The organism is Ochrobactrum sp. S1502_03 (genome assembly GCF_044435015.1).
Lineage (GTDB): Bacteria > Pseudomonadota > Alphaproteobacteria > Rhizobiales > Rhizobiaceae > Brucella > Brucella chromiisoli.
The window spans coordinates 20,650-36,887 of the sequence record NZ_JAYEXN010000031.1; the positions used below are offsets into that span (position 1 = coordinate 20,650).

Genomic DNA, 16,238 nt, shown 5'->3' on the forward strand with positions numbered 1-16,238 from the left:
AGTATTTGCTAAAGCCACTCTCTACAGCCATGCAGTGAACTTTTCTTTAAACGTTTATCAATAGTGGAAAGATAAACATAAAAATGTAAATCTCTGAAATAAATCGGAAGCCGAGATGATAGAATTACCGGATCATATTGAAGTAATCGCTAAAACGCCTGGGCTTGCCTATGATGAGATCGATATTGTCGTTTCTCTTCCTACATTTAAGCGGCCTGAGCATCTGATCAGAACCCTCGATACGTTGAATGCGCAAACGACAAAGCGTCGTTGGGCAGTGGTGGTTATCGAGAATGAGACTGAAAAGAAAGAAGGCGCAACCGTTGCAGCTCCGCTTTTCGAGGCTGGCAAATATAACGGCATGCTTATTGGCGAGTCGCATCGCGGCAATTGCAATGCTTATAATGCCGGTTGGCTGACGGCGGCCAAGTTTTTTCCAAATTTCAAATATGTCATTGTCATTGATGATGATGAACTGGCCGATCCTGACTGGATCGAGAATATGGTTTCGACGGCTGAGCGTTATGATGTCAGTCTGGTTGGCGGCCCGCAGTATCCGATTTTTGAAAAGCCGAATTCTGAAAAGTGGGCGAAGCATCCGGTTTTCCTGCCTCATTACACGAAGACCGGCCCGGTGCCGATCATCTATTCATCGGGCAACCTGCTGATTGCGCGTGCTGTTTTGGAAGCGCATAGCTATCCGTTTATGGATCTGAAGTTCAACTTTACTGGTGGCGGCGATTCTGACTTCCTGTCCCGCTCTATTGCCAAGGGCTTTAAAGTTGCGTGGTGTGCGGAAGGCATCGTGCGCGAAACCATTCCTGCGCGCCGTCTGGAACGCGACTGGATCACCTCGCGTGGTTTGCGCAATGGCGTTCTTTCAACACTGATTGAGCAGCGTAAACGCAAGGATGAGCCGTTTGGTCAGGTGCGCGTGTTCCTGAAGAGTTTGGCTCTTCTGGCCTATTCGCCGATCAAAGCACTCAGAAGAGGTTTTGCGGCCGGCTTTGCGCCTGTCGGCACTTACTTTATTCATATCGGTCTGGGTCGGGTGATGGCGCATTTTGGATATTTGAATGAGCAGTATCGCAACCCGGACAAGAACTGATACGGCCTCGTTCGATCCGTTGAAGGCGACGATGCGCCAGATCGCGCTCGTCGCAGCAACAATTATATTCTGCATTCTGCTGATTTCTTTTCGCCCGTTTTCGCAGGCCGTTGTCGTTGATGGCCAGCAGGCGGGCGATAGTGTCAATCAGCTTGGCTTCGGTCTCGTCGGAGTTATTTCGCTGGCTGCGCTTGCGATGTTTGCTGATCCGCGCAAGGTCTTGCGGCTTGCAAGCCTTGGCTGGGGCCTGATGTTTGCCATTCTCATCGCTTCGGCCTTCACCAGTCCTGATCTGGGAACGGCCATTCGCGGGATCATGCTGACACTGATCGGTGTTCTTGCCATAGTCGCTGTGCTGGCTTTGCCGCAGGACGCTGACGGCTATTCCATTATGCTGCTTATAGTGGCATCAATTGTGATTGTGATTTCATATGCTGGTGTGGTGCTGTTGCCTAATCTTGGCACCCATGGCGCTGACGCTGCCGAGCCACAAAACTCATATCTGTGGCGCGGGGTGTTCACGCATAAGAATATTGCCGGGCCTGTTATGGCGTTTTTTGCTTTTGGTGGCATCTATCTGTGGCGACGCGGCTGGCGGGTCAGTGGGGCACTGATTGCATTATTTGCCCTGTTCTTCGTGGCGCATACTGGATCAAAAACCACGGTTGCACTGGTACCCTTTGCCATGATTCTGGTCATTGCCCCGGGTATGTTTGGTGTACGTGGGCTGGCGCCACTTATGATCGTGGTCATTCAGCTTGCTTTTGCGCTTTTCACAATCGGCACGGTGCTGTTTGAGCCTCTCCACCAGATTGTTCTGAATTTCTCGGTGGACCCGACTTTCACCGGGCGCACATCAATCTGGGCTTTTGCTATTGAAGCGCTGCATAACCGCCCATGGACCGGCTTTGGCTATGAAAGCTTCTGGAGTACTGGGGCAGCAAAAGAAGCGGCCAATCCATATTACCTTGATTGGGATGTGCGCGGCATCGTGCATGGCCATAACGGCTATCTCGACATCACGCTGTCCACGGGGCTCATCGGTCTTATCTGCGCAATTTTTGTGATCATTGTCATGCCGCTGGTCAACTATATGCGGTGCAGGCCAACGCGAGAAAACCTGCTTCTCGCAGACTTTTTTCTCATGTTTGTGTTTTTCGGCACGCTGAACGCGATGCTGGAAAGCTTTTTCTTCCGCCGCATGGACCCGGTTTGGCTCATGCTCATCTTTGCGATCTTTGGCTTGCGCATGACAGCGAAAGTCACCATTCCCAAGCGGTCTGTATAATCCCGGAGTTAATCATGAATATCGCGATCATTGGCACGGGCTTCGTCGCCGATTACTACATGACCACGCTGCGCAATTACCCGCAGCTTAAGCTGCTCGGTGCCTTTGATCGCTCGGCAGAGCGCCTGAAAGTCTTTGCTTCGCATTATAATGTTCGTGCCTATGAAAGCTTTGAAGCAATCCTTGCTGATAAAGATGTGCAGATTGTGCTTAACCTGACAACGCCGGAGAACCATTACGCCATTTCGCGCGCAGCGCTTGAAGCGGGCAAGCACGTCTATTCGGAAAAGCCGCTGGCCATGGATTTCAACGATGCCAAGGAACTGGTTGAGTTTGCGGCTGCAAACGGACTGACACTGGCCGCTGCCCCCGCCAACGCTTTGAGCGATGCACAGAAGCTTGTTGCGACTTCCATAAGCGAGATTGGTACGCCGCGGCTGGTCTATGCCGAAATGGAAGACGGCCCGGTTTTCCGCGACAAATGGGCGACATGGCGCTCGCAATCGGGTGCACCTTGGCCGGGTCTGCATGAGTTTGAGATTGGCTGTACGCTGGAACATGCAGGTTATGCACTTTCATGGCTCGTATCGCTGTTTGGTCCTGTGGAAAGCGTGACGGCTTTTTCCTCAATCACCTTCCAGAACAAAGGACCGGGAACGGAGCATCTGCGTATGGCACCAGATTTTTCCGTGGGTTGCCTGCGTTTTAAATCCGGTCTTGTTGCACGTCTGACGTCCGGCCTTGCCATGCCGAAAGATCGCAGCCTGACAATCGTGGCCGACAAAGGCTCCATTACTGTCGATGATCTCTGGGACAATCGCTCTGCGGTTCGTCTTGAATCGACAGAGAGAAAGCGTTCCATCCTGTCGCGCGTTTTTGGGCGTCTGGAAGCAAAGCTTGGTAAGACGCTGGCGTGGAAACCCGCTGTCGGCAGCAAGCTCGCTTATCCAAAGGGGAACACGGTCAGCCTGCCGTCATTCCCGTCACAGATTGATTTCATGCGTGGCGTGGCGGATCAGGCGCGCGCCATTGAAACAGGTGAGGCTGCGTTTTTCTCTGGTAATGTGGCTTTGCACATCACCGAAGTGGCCCTTGCACTCAACAATGCTGGCGAAAATGCAGCACCCTATAAGGTGCAGAGCAGCTTCTAATTCGGCTTTTGCGCAAGCACAGTGCTGATGATGTTTGCAACCGCAGCACTGTGTTCAAGCGGCATGATCGGGCTTAAAGTCTCGCCGCGTGTCACGGCATTGCGCACGGCTTGCGCCTGAAATTGAAGTCCGTTGCCTGAGAATGGATGATGCTCAACGGTTCTGCCCGGAAGCGGCAGGCGGTTGAGAATTTTTCCAACCAGGCCGCCCGGTCCTTTTGGCCCGATGGCTGAATTCAGCACGCTTTCCGAAAAGATCGTGAGCCGTTGTGCCTTGAGAAACGGTGCATGCAGCATAATCGCACCCTTGGTACCTTCAATCAGCATTCGGTTTTCGCCGTCATGATCAAAGCCACAGGAAAGATGGGCTTTGGCATGGGGATAGGTCAGCTCAATTACTGTACGCATATCGACGCCGCTCTTTGCGCGTATCCAGCGACCGCTCACCGCATCGGGCAATCCGAGAAAACTGAGCGCTAGCGAAACCGGATAAACGCCCAGATCAAAGGCCGCACCACCACCAAGCGCGGGATCAAAAAAGCGGCTTTTTGGGTCTTCTTCGCGAAAATAGGACAGATCGGCCTCAATGCGCTTAACCATTCCGATTCGCCCCGCTTTGATATACTCGCGGGTGGCATGAATTGCCGGAAGAAAGCGGCTCCACATGGCTTCCATGGCAAAGACATGATGCGCTTTGCTTGCTGCTTCGATCTGGTTGGCGCCGTCGGCATCAAGCGTCAGCGGTTTTTCCGTGAGGCACGCTATGCCAGCGGCAATGGCCTGCAAGGTTTGCGGCACATGCATGGCATTGGGCGTGGCAATATAAACCGCATCAATTTCCGCGCTGTTGAGAAAGGCAGCAGCATCATTAAAGGCTTGATCCGCACCGATGCGGCTTTTGAAATCCTCTGCACTCTGCATGGAACGCGAACAGACAGCACTCACGCGCATAGCGCTGCTTGCCTGAATATCGGCAGCAAAAGCATTGGCAATCGTGCCTGTACCCCAGATGCCCCAGCGAAAATCCTTGCCGTCGCGCTGCTTGTTCGTCATGGTTTTACCGCCTACCCCTGCGCAATACCCTTGTCTTTCATCGACTGTATATCGCATGATATGCGGGATTACGACTGGCTTTGCCGCCGACGTCTCTCTTCATGTGATCAAGGTAAAAATATGAGTGGAATTGTTGTAGCCGTTGCACGCGATGCGAAGCATCACTTCTCGAAACAGCTGGTTTCAGAGATAAGCATTGTCGCTGGCGAGGGTGTTGAAGGCGATGCGCACAAGGGAGTGACCGTCAAACATCGGTCGCGTGTGAGGGCAGATCCCACGCAACCCAATCTGCGTCAGGTCCATCTCATTCAAGCCGAACTGTTCGATGAGCTGACAGAGAAGGGGTTTGACATTGCGCCTGCACAGTTGGGTGAAAACATCACCACGCGCGGGATCGATCTGCTCGCACTGCCCAAATCGACCCTTCTCAAAATTGGGTCCGATGTTGTCCTTGAACTCACGGGCTTGCGTAATCCATGTTCGCAGATTGAGAAATTTGAGAAGGGGCTTTTGGGCGCTGTCCTCGATAAAACGGAAAATGGCGAACTGGTGCGTAAAGCTGGCGTCATGTCGATCGTTCTTGCGGGTGGAAATGTGCAGGCTGGTGATCATATCAAGATTGAGCTACCACCGTTGCCACATGAGAAACTCGAGCGTGTTTGAGCATTTAAATCGGTTAGTTTCTCAGAAAAGGCTCTATCAAATTTGTGTCATATGCCCTAGATCATCCAAGAATAGGATACAGACTGGTATAAGCTGGCGCTAAATAATGCGACAGCAACAGCTATGACAGCCCAGTCTGTCGGCTCTCTATTTCTCTACGGCAAGCCAGTTGGCTGTGTTTCAAAAGGGCAAAAAATGGAAAAAGCAGATATCGGTATGGTCGGTCTCGGCGTCATGGGTTCGAACCTTGCGCTGAATATCGCCGAGAAGGGCTACACGGTAGCCGTTTATGACCGCGACGAGCCCGTGCTGAAAGCATTCATCGAAAAAGCTGGTGCTCTGCGTGACAAGATCATCCCTTGCGCGACCTTTGAAGAACTGGCTGACAATATCCGCAAGCCACGTCCGATCATCTTTCTGATCAAGGCTGGCGCGCCCGTTGACGCCGAAACCACCCGTCTTAAGGTTTATCTTGAGAAGGGCGACATCATGATTGATGCGGGTAACTCCGATTATCGTGACACGATGCGCCGTCTGAAAGCGCTTGGTCCTAACGATCCGACCTTTGTCGGCATGGGCGTATCGGGTGGCGCAGAAGGTGCACGCCATGGTCCATCCATGATGGTTGGCGGTACTGAAGAAGCCTATGACCGCATCGCACCAATTCTTCTGGCTGCGGCTGCAAAATATAACGGCGAGCCTTGCTGCGCTCTGGTCGGCCCTGATGGCGCAGGCCATTTTGTAAAGACGATTCACAACGGCATTGAATATGCTGACATGCAGATGATTGCCGAAATTTATGGTATTCTGCGTGATGGTCTTGGCCTTTCGGCGCCTGCAATCGGTGATGTGTTCGAGAAATGGAATGCCGGCCCGCTAAATTCCTATCTCATTGAAATAACAGCAAAAGTTCTGAAGGCTACCGATCCTGAAACTGGCAAGGCGATGGTCGATATGATCCTTGATCAGGCCGGGCAGAAGGGTACAGGTCGCTGGTCTGCGATTGAAGCGCAGATGCTCGGTGTGCCTGCGACTGGCATTGAAGCTGCGGTTGATGCACGTTCAATCTCGTCGCTGAAAGCTGAACGTCAGGCTGCGGAAAAAGCTTATAATCCTGCGCCGCGCAAACTCGATATTGCTGATCAGGCGCAGTTTCTTGCTGATCTTGAGCAGGGGCTTCTGGCTGGAAAGATCGTCGCCTATGCGCAGGGCTTTGCCGTTCTGGCCGCAGCGTCAAAGGAACATGGCTGGAATATTCCGCTCGCTACAACGGCGCGTATCTGGCGCGAAGGCTGCATCATCCGTTCGCTGTTCCTCGACGATATTGCACAGGCTTTTGAAGGTCAGGACATCGAAAATCTTCTGCTGGTTCCGGCCTTTGTTGAACGCATGGGCAAGGCATCGAAAGGCCTTCGCAAGATCGTTGCACAGGCTGCGCTTGCAGGTCTGCCGCTTCCAGCACTCAGTTCGGCATTGAGCTACTTCGACAGCTTTACGCAGTCGCAGGGTACGGCCAATGTCATTCAGGGCCAGCGCGACTTTTTTGGTTCGCACGGCTTCAAGCGTGTGGACAAAGAAGGCGATTTCCACGGCCCATGGAACTGAGATATTGCAGCCCTGATTGCATGAAAGTACAAAAAAGCCGCCCGTTTGGGCGGCTTTTTTGGTGTTAATCTGCCAAAACGAGCAAATCATGTGCTGCAAAATGCACAATGACCTTGTCGCCACGTTGTGGTGGTTTAAGCGCCGGATCATTGAACGTGTCGAATGAAAGCTGATTATTGCCAAGGGCAACGCGGGTTCTGATAACCGAGCCAAGAAAGTGGACATCTTCGATGGTTGCATCAAGCGATGTGTCATGGCTCTTGCGCGCTTCAAGGCTGACCGCTTCCGGGCGCAGGGCGAGCGTGATCGTTTTGCCCTTTTCGTGATGCCCAAGTTCTTCATTCACCTTGATCGTGCATCCGTCGAGCTCGATGCTGTTCTGGTCTGGTTCGGCAACCGATGCTTCCAGCATATTGAGCGTGCCGACGAAGGAGGCGACGAAGCGCGACGCAGGGCGGTTATAGATATCGAAAGGTGTGCCGATCTGATCGGCCTTGCCTTCATGCATAACGACAATACGATCAGAAATGGAAAGTGCTTCTTCCTGATCGTGGGTCACAAAAACCGTGGTAATGCCGAGCTTTTGCTGGATCGCCCGGATTTCCTGACGCAGAGAAATACGGATCTTGGCATCAAGTGCGGAGAGGGGTTCGTCGAGCAGAAGCACTTGCGGTTTGGTTGCAAGTGCGCGCGCCAGTGCCACACGCTGCTGCTGACCACCTGACATCTGATAAGGATAGCGGTCGGCGAGATGTTCCAGCCGGATCAGGCTGAGCATTTCCTTGACCGTCGCGTCGATTTCAGCCTTTGGCTTGCCTGATACGCGCAACCCGAAGGCGACGTTCTGGGCAACGGTCATGTTTGGAAACAGCGCATAGGCCTGAAAGACCATGCCGATGTTGCGCTGGTTAGGCTTCAAATCAACGACATCTTTGCCATCAATTTCGATTGCCCCCTGATCGGCGCTTTCGAAGCCTGCAATCATGCGCAGGACCGTTGTCTTACCGCAGCCCGAAGGTCCGAGGAAGGAAACGAATTCACCCTTTTCGACGGCGAGATTGAAATCGTGGACGACGGTATTGGCGCCGAAGCTTTTTTTCAGGTGCTTGAGATTAAGAAAAGCCATGAAGGTTACCCGGCGGTTGTCTTGAATTTATTAAGGCGTGAAACGAGTTGCAACATGATAATACTGAGCCATGTAATGCCAAAGGAGATGATCGCCAGCGCGGAGGGTTCATAAGCGCGGTTTGCGCCGACGAGCTGGAGATAGGGGCCGAAGGCCGGACGATTGAGCAGCGAGGCAAGCGTAAACTCGCCGATAACGATCGCAAAAGTGATGAACGCACCACTCATCACCCCCGACATGACATTGGGAAAAATGACTTTGAACATGATCCGGCCCCAGCCTGCGCCAAGACTTTGGGCCGCTTCCGTCAATGTGCGAACATCAATCGTGCGCATGGCCGTATCGACGGCGCGATACATGTATGGCAGCGAGAGCGTCATATAGCCAAACATCAGCAACAGGTCGGTTGCACGCGTTGATGAGGTGAATGGCAGCCATGATGACGAATTATAGATGCGCAGATAGCCAAACACGATGACGATTGCCGGAATAACCAACGGCATCAGGGTGATGAATTCGATCAACGGGCGCAGATGCGGCAGGCGCAGACGTACCCAATAAGCCGTTGGCACGACAAGAAGCACGCCGAAGATGATGGTCAGGATGCCGAGCACAATCGAATAGCTGAATGTGGCCTGAAAATTCGGATCGCTGAAAACAACACGATAGGCATCAAAGGAATATTCGCCGCGGCGCATACGCAATGAAAACTCAAAAGTACCGATCAATGGCACGATGAAGTAGATCGCCCCAATCAGGAAAGCGATCCATGCCCCGATTTTCTGGGCGTTAAAACCTTTCTTCATCGCTGCCACCTTTCGGCACGCATACGCAGCCAGATGTAAAGAAGATTGGAAAGTCCGGTGATCACAATCATGCCAAGCGCCAGTGCATAGCCAAGATTCTGGTTATGCAGCACGTCGCCTCTGATCTGCGCATAAAGCAGGATCGGAACGATGTTGAGCGAAGAACCGGTCAATGCATAGGCCGTGGCAATTGCTCCAAAGGCATTTGCGAACAATAGCAGTGTTGTGCCGAGCAGGCTTGGCCAGAGAATCGGGAAAGCTACCATGCGCCAATATTGCAGATTGGTGGCACCTAAGATCGAAGAGGCTTCACGCCATTCTTTTTTCAGACCGTCGAGGGCAGGGGTCAGAATAAGCACCATCAGCGGAATCTGGAAGAACAAATAGGTGATTGTGAGACCAAAAAAGCTCAAGAGGTTGAAGCCGGTCGAGTAAAGATTGAAACCGAACCACTCACGCAACAGGATCGTCACGAAGCCGGTCCGGCCAAGCGTCGCGAGAAACGCGAAGGCCAGCGGAACGCCAGCGAAATTCGATGCAACACCTGAGAATGTCAGAACGGTCGGGCGCAGCCAGCGCGGCAGATTGCCAAGCACAACGGCCCAGGCCAGAAAGAAGCCGATCAATGCACCGCCGATGGCAGATGCGAGGCTCACTTTAATCGAAACCCAATAGGCACTCATAATTTGAGGCTGGAAAAGGTCGTAGACATTTTTCAGCGTAAAATTGCCGTTCGGGTCCTGAAACGCGCCGACAATAAGATACATGGTCGGCCATAAAAGGAAGAGAATGGCAAACAGGAAAAAAGGCGCAACGCCAACATATGAAAGCGGCAGTTGACGCTTACGCACCCTGCTAACTGGCGCGATTGTTTCGGCTGATGAATTCATGCGTTCTTTCTATATCTGTTTTGGAAGCACTGTGACGACCATTTCTGGTCGTCACAGGCATAAACAGGGCGAGATGAAATCGCTTACTGAACGTTTGCGCCGACGACGCTATCCCAGTTCTTGGTGATTTCTTCCTGAGCGGTTTCAATCTGTTCAAGCGTTGGGAAGATTGCCTTTTCATAGGATTCTGCCGGTGGCAGCTTGTCGAGCAGTTCCTGTGGAATCTTGCCAGCTTTCGCCATCGCATTGAAGCGAATCGGATGGCAGTAGCCCTTCAGATAGCCAAGCTGGCCTTCGTCAGAGTAGATGTGTTCCATCCAGAGCTTGGCAGCGTTTGGATGCGGTGCGTAAGCGCTGATGGCCTGCACGTAAACGCCAGCAACAACGCCCGACTTTGGAATCACGGTTTCGATTGCCGGATTGCCTTTGAGCGTATCACGGTCTGCGAGCGCGTTATAATCCCAGCGGATGATGATCGGGGTCGAACCCTGCGCCAGCGAAGCAGCCTTGCCGATGACTGGAACGAAGTTACCATTTGCGTTGAGTTCTTTATAGAATTCGAGGCCTTTTTTGCCAGCTTCCGCGCCCGGTTCTCCACCACGGGCGATACCGGCTGCATGAACGCCGAGGATTGCCTGTGCGGAAACACGTGGATCACCGGCCAGAGCAACCGAGTTTGCGTAATCGCTCTTGAGCAGGTCTTCCCAATCCTGAGGGACGTCCTTGACGATGTCTTTGTTTACTTCAAAACCAAGAACGCCGTAATAGTCGCCATACCAGTAACCTTCTGGGTCCTTGGCGCTATCCGGAATTTCGTCCCAGGTTGAGACCTTGTAAGGTTGGATCAGACCGTCTTTCTTGGCTGTCGTGCCAAAAGCAAAGCCGACGTCAATAACGTCAGGAGCCTGAGGGCCTTTGTTGTCTTTGTTTGCCTTGATGGCTTCGATTTCGTCGCCGGAACCCGCATCAGGGTTCAGCTCGTTGACCTTGAGGCCATACTTGTCTTTGAAGCTTTTGATGATTTCGCCGTAGCCACACCAGTCGTGCGGGAGAGCGATCGTTGTCAATTGGCCTTCTGCCTTGGCAGCGGCGATGAGTTCGGCTGATGGTTCGGCAGCAGCAATAGAAACTCCGCCAACAGCGATTGCCGTCGATAGAGACAGCAGACGCGCAGTAAAAGCAAGCATTGTTAGACTCCCCTGTTAAGTCGGACGAACGCTCCCGGTCGATTCCAGTGTTCGCGCACTCCCGATAGCCGCCATAGATGACGGTTGGATGACAGATCGCGGCTTGTCACAAAATGTCAGCGGTGGAAAGTGAAACACGTTTTCAGGCACTTAGCAATTGACCCATAAGGTTGAACTGCATTTTTATGACAATAAATGTGACAGAGCTTTCGCCGCTGTCACATTTATAAGAGAGGCTTTTCCCAAAACGACAGGCTTTAGTCTGCTGGCGGCATGACGCGCGCAAGTGGCTTTCAAATGAAAATTAATGAACGGAGGACGAAGCTGGATCAGCTTCGTTTGAACCTGAGTTTTCAAGCTTGGTGGTTGCAGTTTAGTGACCGCCACCACCTCCGGCACCGGCTTTTGGCTTGCGTAACAGGATCGCACAAACTGCAAGCGAACAGAACATCATCGTCAGGATGAAGAAGACATCGATGAAGGACATAAGGGTTGCTTGCTGGCGCACCATGCCCGACATTTTGGAAATTGCAATCGTTGCGCCATCCATCCCGGCGGCATTGTATTTGGCCGTCAGATTGGCCAGCATCTGCTCGGCCTGGGCATTGCCCCAGCGAACATGCTCAGCCATCCGCTCATAATGCATATCGCTGCGGCGGGTCAGAATGGTATTGATGACGGCGAGACCAACAGCGCCGCCAAGGTTACGCGTCAGGTTGAACAGGCCGGAGGCATTTTTCATCAATGCCGGGGGCAGGGTTCCGAGCGCCAGATTGTTGATCGGCACCATACACAGCATCAGCGAGCAGCCACGCAAGATTTGCGGTATGAGAAGCTCATAGAAATCCCAGTCGGCCGTCAGGCCCGTGACCATCCAGGTTCCGGCTGCAAAGCCAAGAAAACCGATCATCATCATGAGACGCGGGTCCATGCGATTGGACAGGAAACCCGCCAGGGGTGCCGTGAAGAACATGGCAAGACCGCTCACAAACAGTGCTTCGCCGATCATGAGTGCGTCGTATCCGCGTATACTGCTCAGATAGAGCGGATAAAGATAAGTGAGGCCGTAAAGGCCGACACCCATGACAAATGAAAACAGAGAGCCAAAGGCAAAGTTGACGTTCTTGAAAGCCCGCAAATCTACAATGGGCTCTTCGGCTGTGAAGGCGCGGTAGAAGAATATGATACCGCCGATTGTCATAATCCCGGTCATGATGAAAATGGCTTCATCCTGTAACCAGTCATTGCGGGGGCCTTCTTCGAGCACATATTCCATGGAACCAAGGAAGGCTGCCATGCCAGCGAGACCCCACCAGTCGAACTTGCTCAGCAGAGAGCTGTCGCCTTCATCGAAATCGATCAGGTTCCATGCAGCGATGGTGACGAGAATGCCGGGGCCGACATTGACCAGAAACAGCCAATGCCATGAAAAAGCGTGACTGAGATAGCCACCAACAGTGGGGCCAATTGTGGGCGCCAGTGTTGCGACGAGGCCGATCATCGGAGACACGATGGATCGCTTGGATGGTGGAAAGATTGTGAAAGCTGCCGCAAACACACTTGGGATCATGCCGCCGCCGATAAAACCCTGTATAGCGCGATAGACGATCATTTGATCGATGCTGGTCGCAGTGGCGCAGAGCATGGAGGCCAGCGTGAAGCCCGCGGCTGAAACCGTGAACAGAACCCGCGTGGACACAAGGCGTCCGAGAAAGCCAGAAAGCGGAATCATAATGACTTCGGCAATCAGATAAGATGTCTGAACCCAGGAGATTTCATCGGAACTGGCACTGAGGCCAGCCTGAATTTCTGACAGCGATGCCGACACAATCTGGATATCCAGAATGGCCATGAACATGCCGAACACCATCGCAAGAAAGGCAATGGCCTTCTTGGGATCGATCCGATCATCTGCCGGAGCCATTGGCCCCATGGTGGTGTTTGCAGCCATGAAGGCGCACTCCGAAATTCAACAAAGGAAGGTGGTGCGGACATGAAAGCCGCACCACCATATCGTCATCTCATAAGCGCAATCGCTTTTATTGCTTGGCCTTATCGTCTGGCGCAGTGCGTGTGTCGACATCCACGGTCACGCTGAGACCGGCGCGGATTTTGCCTGAATCGAGCGCATCCTGAGGAATTGTGATGCGAACTGGAACGCGCTGAACAATCTTGGTGAAGTTACCCGTCGCATTTTCAGGGGGCAGCAGCGAGAACACGGCGCCTGACGCCGGAGCAACGGATGCAACCTTGCCTTCAATGTATGGACCATCAATCGCATCCACATAGATGCGTGCTGTTTCACCCGTTTTGATATGGCTGAGCTGCGTTTCCTTGAAATTGGCGTCGATATAGAGCGCGTTCACAGGAACAAGCGCTGCAATCTTCTGTCCGGGCGTTACAAGATCGCCCTTCTTACCGGAAAGATTACCGACAACACCATCAAAAGGCGCACGCAGAGTGGTGAAGCTGAGATCACGCGCAGCTTTATCGCGTGCAAGTTCCAGCGAGCGAATGGTGCTTTCCTGCTCTTTATATTGCGCATTCAGCACCTCAATATTGGCATTGGCTGAAGCGATCTGGGCGTTTGAACCCGCAAGCTTTGCCTTCGCCTGATCGAGCGAAGATTGTGCGTTGTCGAGTTCAGATTGCGCAGAGAAACGGGTATCGTGCAGCTTCTGGACGCGCACCATCGTGCTTTCGGCATTCTTCAAAACTGCCTGTGAAGCCTGCTCGTCGGCCTGGGCCTGTTGCAGGCTCGCTTTTGCGGCATCTATTTGGGCCGTGATCCGATTGAGCGTCTGCTTCTGCGTGTTGAGCTTGGCTTCAGCATCATCAAGTGCAATCTGATAATCGCCAGAATCAAGCTGGAAAATCACATCGCCAGCCTTGATGGCCTGATTGGCAACAACCGGAATGTTTTCTATATAGCCGGTCACTTTTGGTGCAATCGATGCAATGTCGCCCTGCACATAAGCGTCATCTGTCGAGACCATGAAACGGCCCACGGTCCACCAGTCATAACCGTACCAGAGGCCACCCGCCACAGCCGCAATGAGAATGCCGGGAAGCACAACGCGCTTACCGAAGCCTTTTTTATTGCCAGCGTCCGCCTTTTTCAGATCCTGCGTTGCTGCATGTGGCTCGGTGTGGGGCGATGACCGCTCACTGATCGGGTCTGCATCTACCTTGCTCTGATCATCCAGAACGGAATGTTTCGGAAATGGGCGGATATCAGCCGTATCGACAGATTTGTGGGCGGACATGAGGCAAACTTTCTTTACAACCGCTTCAATGAACCGCTTGGTTCGATGTTGACTTAGAGCAATAAGTTTCCCATATCAAGAGTGATCGAACCGCTTGGTTCGAAAATAATGAAGAGATTGCACAATGAATCGTGAACGCTGCATAGAAAATGTTGATTATGTAGCTGTTGAGGAGCGCGAAGTGGGTCGGTTCACCGATGAACCTGATAGTGATGGCTCGCGCACACGTCTGGGTGCGGGACAGGATCCTATAAAGCGCATGCAGATCCTTGAAGGCGCGCAGAGTGTTTTTCTGCGCATGGGCTTTGATGCCGCCAGCATGAACGACATTACCCGCGAAGCCGGCGTTTCCAAGGGGACGATTTATGTTTATTTTAACTCCAAAGAAGACCTTTTTGTAGAGCTTTGCGAGCATTATCGGCAGACGCTGTTCAGTAAATTGGTGGAGACGCTTGATCGTGGATTTTCATCGCGTCAGGAACTTGTGGAATTCGGCATAGCCTTGGTAACACTTATTACCTCATCAACAGCAGTCCGCGCGCAGCGTATCATCATCGGCGTGAGTGAGCGCAAACCGGAACTTGCGGCGCGTTTTTATGAACGCGGCCCCAAGCGCAGCCTGATTGTCATGGCTGATTATATGGACCGGATGATCAAGGCAGGCGAGCTTGAGCCATTTGACGTCATGGAAAAAGCCTACCAGCTCACGGATTTGTTTTTGGCGGGTATGTATCGTCCGCGTCTTTTCGGTACTCTTTCAGAACCGCCATCGCCAGAATCAATCAGAAAAAACGTAGAATCAGCCGTTGATTTTTTCTTCAGAGCTTTTGGAAAAAACGCGCAAGGTGTTTAGAAATGAAACACCCGCTTTATGGCTCGATCACAATTTGGTTATTTTTTGTAACAAATCTATTTTTTTGACCCGTTAACCACATTTCCCAACGCTTTTCATGCAAATGCATATTTGCAACGAAAAAATTGCGAGTTGATTTAAGACGTATTTTTTATCTGACTTATGGCGAATTGATGCACTTACAGTGTCGGTTCTCAGGAGAAGTGCTCAGCCTCAAATATGGGTTTTGAATATTTATATGCTAAGGAATATTAGCCAATGACTTTAGATTTGATTCACTTTCCAAACTTCAAAAAAACGTTTTTCGGTCTTTCTTTTCAAAGTGATGTGCTCTCCCTGCTGCAGCGTATTCGTGATGAGATAGGCTGCCGTCATATCATTCATACTTTCAGGGGGCGTATGGGTGACAACACAAAAGTCAGTGCTGATGATCTGACCGTTGTGATGACCGTTCCCGTAAGCTGGTCGACACGCTACTCCACGAAAAACTACTTCGTGATTGATCCGATTTTTCAGGAAGATGCACCGTATTTTCGCAATGATGCCAGCGGCATTGTCAGAAATTTGGCGGATGATGCGAAGGTATGCCCTGCGGTGATGGAGCTACAACAGGATGCCGAAAAGCACGGTCTTGGCAATCTTTTCATTGGAGTTTCAGCGCGCAATCAAAAGGGTGTAATGGGTTGCACGCTGTTTAGCTTTGAAGTGACGGATGAAGATCATGAACAATTCATCGCGCGTATGCGGCCGCGTCTGCTCAGCCTTTCGGGCATCATCCACAGTTCGCTTTGTGGCTGCAAAGACGCCAATTCCGCAAATGGACTGTTAACGCCCCGTGAGGTGGATTGCTTGCGCTGGGCGGCGAGCGGGAAAACGGACGGCGAGATTGCGGATATTCTCAGCATCGCCCGCTGGACGGTTGTCACCTATCTGCAGAATGCCAAGATCAAACTCAATTGCTCCAACAGGACATCTGCAGTTGCGACGGCACTCTCCCTGGGCATTATTGATATGCCTGAAGTTCAGCATCTATTCATGTGATGTAAACTGAGCGCACGCGAATAGAAAACGGCGGGGAATCCCCGCCGTTTTTGTTTCATGCATTCTATCTCGAGCAAAACCGCTAGCAGTTGTTCTGGAAATGTTTTAGAGCCGAACCGAAAATTAAGTTGAGCGATTTCAGGAGTTTATGATTCTCTGTGGTTTACCAAGACTACGGAGGATCACATGGCCTGGACTGAAA

General features: G+C 52.0%; 14 protein-coding genes. 7 read left to right on the forward strand and 7 right to left on the reverse strand.

The annotated features are described in order from the left end of the window. Positions 1-115: 115 nt before the first annotated feature. From VBH83_RS15735 to VBH83_RS15745, 3 genes are read left to right on the forward strand one after another with little or no spacing between them, the layout of a single operon-like run. On the forward strand, positions 116-1,108 hold the full coding sequence (locus VBH83_RS15735; protein ID WP_396998551.1) for a glycosyltransferase family 2 protein: 993 nt from the start codon (positions 116-118) through the stop codon (positions 1,106-1,108). Continuing rightward, a complete protein-coding gene (locus VBH83_RS15740; protein ID WP_265986414.1) occupies positions 1,077-2,396 on the forward strand; it encodes an O-antigen ligase in 1,320 nt (439 codons plus the stop codon). Before VBH83_RS15735 ends, VBH83_RS15740 begins: the two co-directional genes overlap by 32 nt. Positions 2,397-2,410: 14 nt before the next feature. Next, entirely contained in the window at positions 2,411-3,547 is a 1,137-nt protein-coding gene (locus VBH83_RS15745; protein WP_265986413.1) for a Gfo/Idh/MocA family protein, read from the forward strand. Here the strand turns inward: VBH83_RS15745 and VBH83_RS15750 are convergent. Then, on the reverse strand, positions 3,544-4,599 hold the full coding sequence (locus VBH83_RS15750) for a Gfo/Idh/MocA family protein (RefSeq protein ID WP_265986412.1): 1,056 nt from the start codon (positions 4,597-4,599) through the stop codon (positions 3,544-3,546). The two genes, VBH83_RS15745 and VBH83_RS15750, sit on opposite strands and share 4 nt — an antisense overlap. A gap of 120 nt (positions 4,600-4,719) precedes the next feature. Here VBH83_RS15750 and VBH83_RS15755 point away from each other — a divergent pair, with 120 nt between their 5' ends. Further along, positions 4,720-5,262 (forward strand): MOSC domain-containing protein, encoded by a 543-nt coding sequence (locus tag VBH83_RS15755; RefSeq protein ID WP_265986411.1) that lies wholly within the window; start codon positions 4,720-4,722, stop codon positions 5,260-5,262. Positions 5,263-5,457: 195 nt separating this feature from the next. Continuing rightward, on the forward strand, positions 5,458-6,867 hold the full coding sequence (gndA, locus tag VBH83_RS15760; protein ID WP_265986410.1) for an NADP-dependent phosphogluconate dehydrogenase: 1,410 nt from the start codon (positions 5,458-5,460) through the stop codon (positions 6,865-6,867). A 64-nt stretch (positions 6,868-6,931) separates the two neighbouring features. On the opposite strand, the gene VBH83_RS15765 is transcribed toward gndA, so the two are convergent. The 6 genes from VBH83_RS15765 to VBH83_RS15790 all read right to left on the reverse strand — a co-directional run bounded on the left by VBH83_RS15765 (position 6,932) and on the right by VBH83_RS15790 (position 14,142). Further along, entirely contained in the window at positions 6,932-7,993 is a 1,062-nt protein-coding gene (locus VBH83_RS15765; protein ID WP_265986409.1) for an ABC transporter ATP-binding protein, read from the reverse strand. A 5-nt stretch (positions 7,994-7,998) separates the two neighbouring features. Then, complete coding sequence (locus VBH83_RS15770; protein ID WP_265986408.1) at positions 7,999-8,799, reverse strand: ABC transporter permease; 801 nt, start codon at positions 8,797-8,799, stop codon at positions 7,999-8,001. Beyond that, positions 8,796-9,689: an ABC transporter permease subunit gene (locus VBH83_RS15775; RefSeq protein WP_265986407.1), complete on the reverse strand. Its 894-nt coding sequence runs from the start codon at positions 9,687-9,689 to the stop codon at positions 8,796-8,798. Before VBH83_RS15775 ends, VBH83_RS15770 begins: the two co-directional genes overlap by 4 nt. Positions 9,690-9,772: 83 nt before the next feature. Beyond that, the gene (locus VBH83_RS15780) at positions 9,773-10,876 is read right to left on the reverse strand and encodes an ABC transporter substrate-binding protein (protein WP_265986406.1); all 1,104 of its coding nucleotides are present in this window, start codon (positions 10,874-10,876) and stop codon (positions 9,773-9,775) included. A gap of 373 nt (positions 10,877-11,249) precedes the next feature. Further along, positions 11,250-12,827, reverse strand: coding sequence for a DHA2 family efflux MFS transporter permease subunit (locus tag VBH83_RS15785; RefSeq protein ID WP_265986405.1), 1,578 nt, complete (start codon positions 12,825-12,827; stop codon positions 11,250-11,252). An 88-nt stretch (positions 12,828-12,915) separates the two neighbouring features. Then, complete coding sequence (locus tag VBH83_RS15790; RefSeq protein WP_265986404.1) at positions 12,916-14,142, reverse strand: HlyD family secretion protein; 1,227 nt, start codon at positions 14,140-14,142, stop codon at positions 12,916-12,918. A gap of 124 nt (positions 14,143-14,266) precedes the next feature. Between VBH83_RS15790 and VBH83_RS15795 the strand changes: the two genes are divergently transcribed. Beyond that, positions 14,267-14,995 (forward strand): TetR/AcrR family transcriptional regulator, encoded by a 729-nt coding sequence (locus tag VBH83_RS15795; protein WP_323054571.1) that lies wholly within the window; start codon positions 14,267-14,269, stop codon positions 14,993-14,995. A gap of 258 nt (positions 14,996-15,253) precedes the next feature. Next, positions 15,254-16,036 carry a helix-turn-helix transcriptional regulator gene (locus tag VBH83_RS15800; RefSeq protein WP_396998557.1) on the forward strand — a complete coding sequence of 261 codons (783 nt, stop codon included), beginning with the start codon at positions 15,254-15,256 and terminating at the stop codon, positions 16,034-16,036. Positions 16,037-16,238 lie beyond the last annotated feature (202 nt).

What these genes read in the sequence shown, in the direction of transcription:
- VBH83_RS15790 (WP_265986404.1), bottom strand. Translation starts at nt 14,142, where the DNA reads ATGTCCGCCCACAAATCTGTCGATACGGCTGATATCCGCCCATTTCCG.
- gndA (WP_265986410.1), top strand. Translation starts at nt 5,458, where the DNA reads ATGGAAAAAGCAGATATCGGTATGGTCGGTCTCGGCGTCATGGGTTCG.
- VBH83_RS15765 (WP_265986409.1), bottom strand. Translation starts at nt 7,993, where the DNA reads ATGGCTTTTCTTAATCTCAAGCACCTGAAAAAAAGCTTCGGCGCCAAT.
- VBH83_RS15800 (WP_396998557.1), top strand. Translation starts at nt 15,254, where the DNA reads ATGACTTTAGATTTGATTCACTTTCCAAACTTCAAAAAAACGTTTTTC.
- VBH83_RS15780 (WP_265986406.1), bottom strand. Translation starts at nt 10,876, where the DNA reads ATGCTTGCTTTTACTGCGCGTCTGCTGTCTCTATCGACGGCAATCGCT.
- VBH83_RS15795 (WP_323054571.1), top strand. Translation starts at nt 14,267, where the DNA reads ATGAATCGTGAACGCTGCATAGAAAATGTTGATTATGTAGCTGTTGAG.
- VBH83_RS15755 (WP_265986411.1), top strand. Translation starts at nt 4,720, where the DNA reads ATGAGTGGAATTGTTGTAGCCGTTGCACGCGATGCGAAGCATCACTTC.
- VBH83_RS15770 (WP_265986408.1), bottom strand. Translation starts at nt 8,799, where the DNA reads ATGAAGAAAGGTTTTAACGCCCAGAAAATCGGGGCATGGATCGCTTTC.
- VBH83_RS15785 (WP_265986405.1), bottom strand. Translation starts at nt 12,827, where the DNA reads ATGGCTGCAAACACCACCATGGGGCCAATGGCTCCGGCAGATGATCGG.
- VBH83_RS15775 (WP_265986407.1), bottom strand. Translation starts at nt 9,689, where the DNA reads ATGAATTCATCAGCCGAAACAATCGCGCCAGTTAGCAGGGTGCGTAAG.
- VBH83_RS15750 (WP_265986412.1), bottom strand. Translation starts at nt 4,599, where the DNA reads ATGACGAACAAGCAGCGCGACGGCAAGGATTTTCGCTGGGGCATCTGG.
- VBH83_RS15735 (WP_396998551.1), top strand. Translation starts at nt 116, where the DNA reads ATGATAGAATTACCGGATCATATTGAAGTAATCGCTAAAACGCCTGGG.
- VBH83_RS15745 (WP_265986413.1), top strand. Translation starts at nt 2,411, where the DNA reads ATGAATATCGCGATCATTGGCACGGGCTTCGTCGCCGATTACTACATG.
- VBH83_RS15740 (WP_265986414.1), top strand. Translation starts at nt 1,077, where the DNA reads ATGAGCAGTATCGCAACCCGGACAAGAACTGATACGGCCTCGTTCGAT.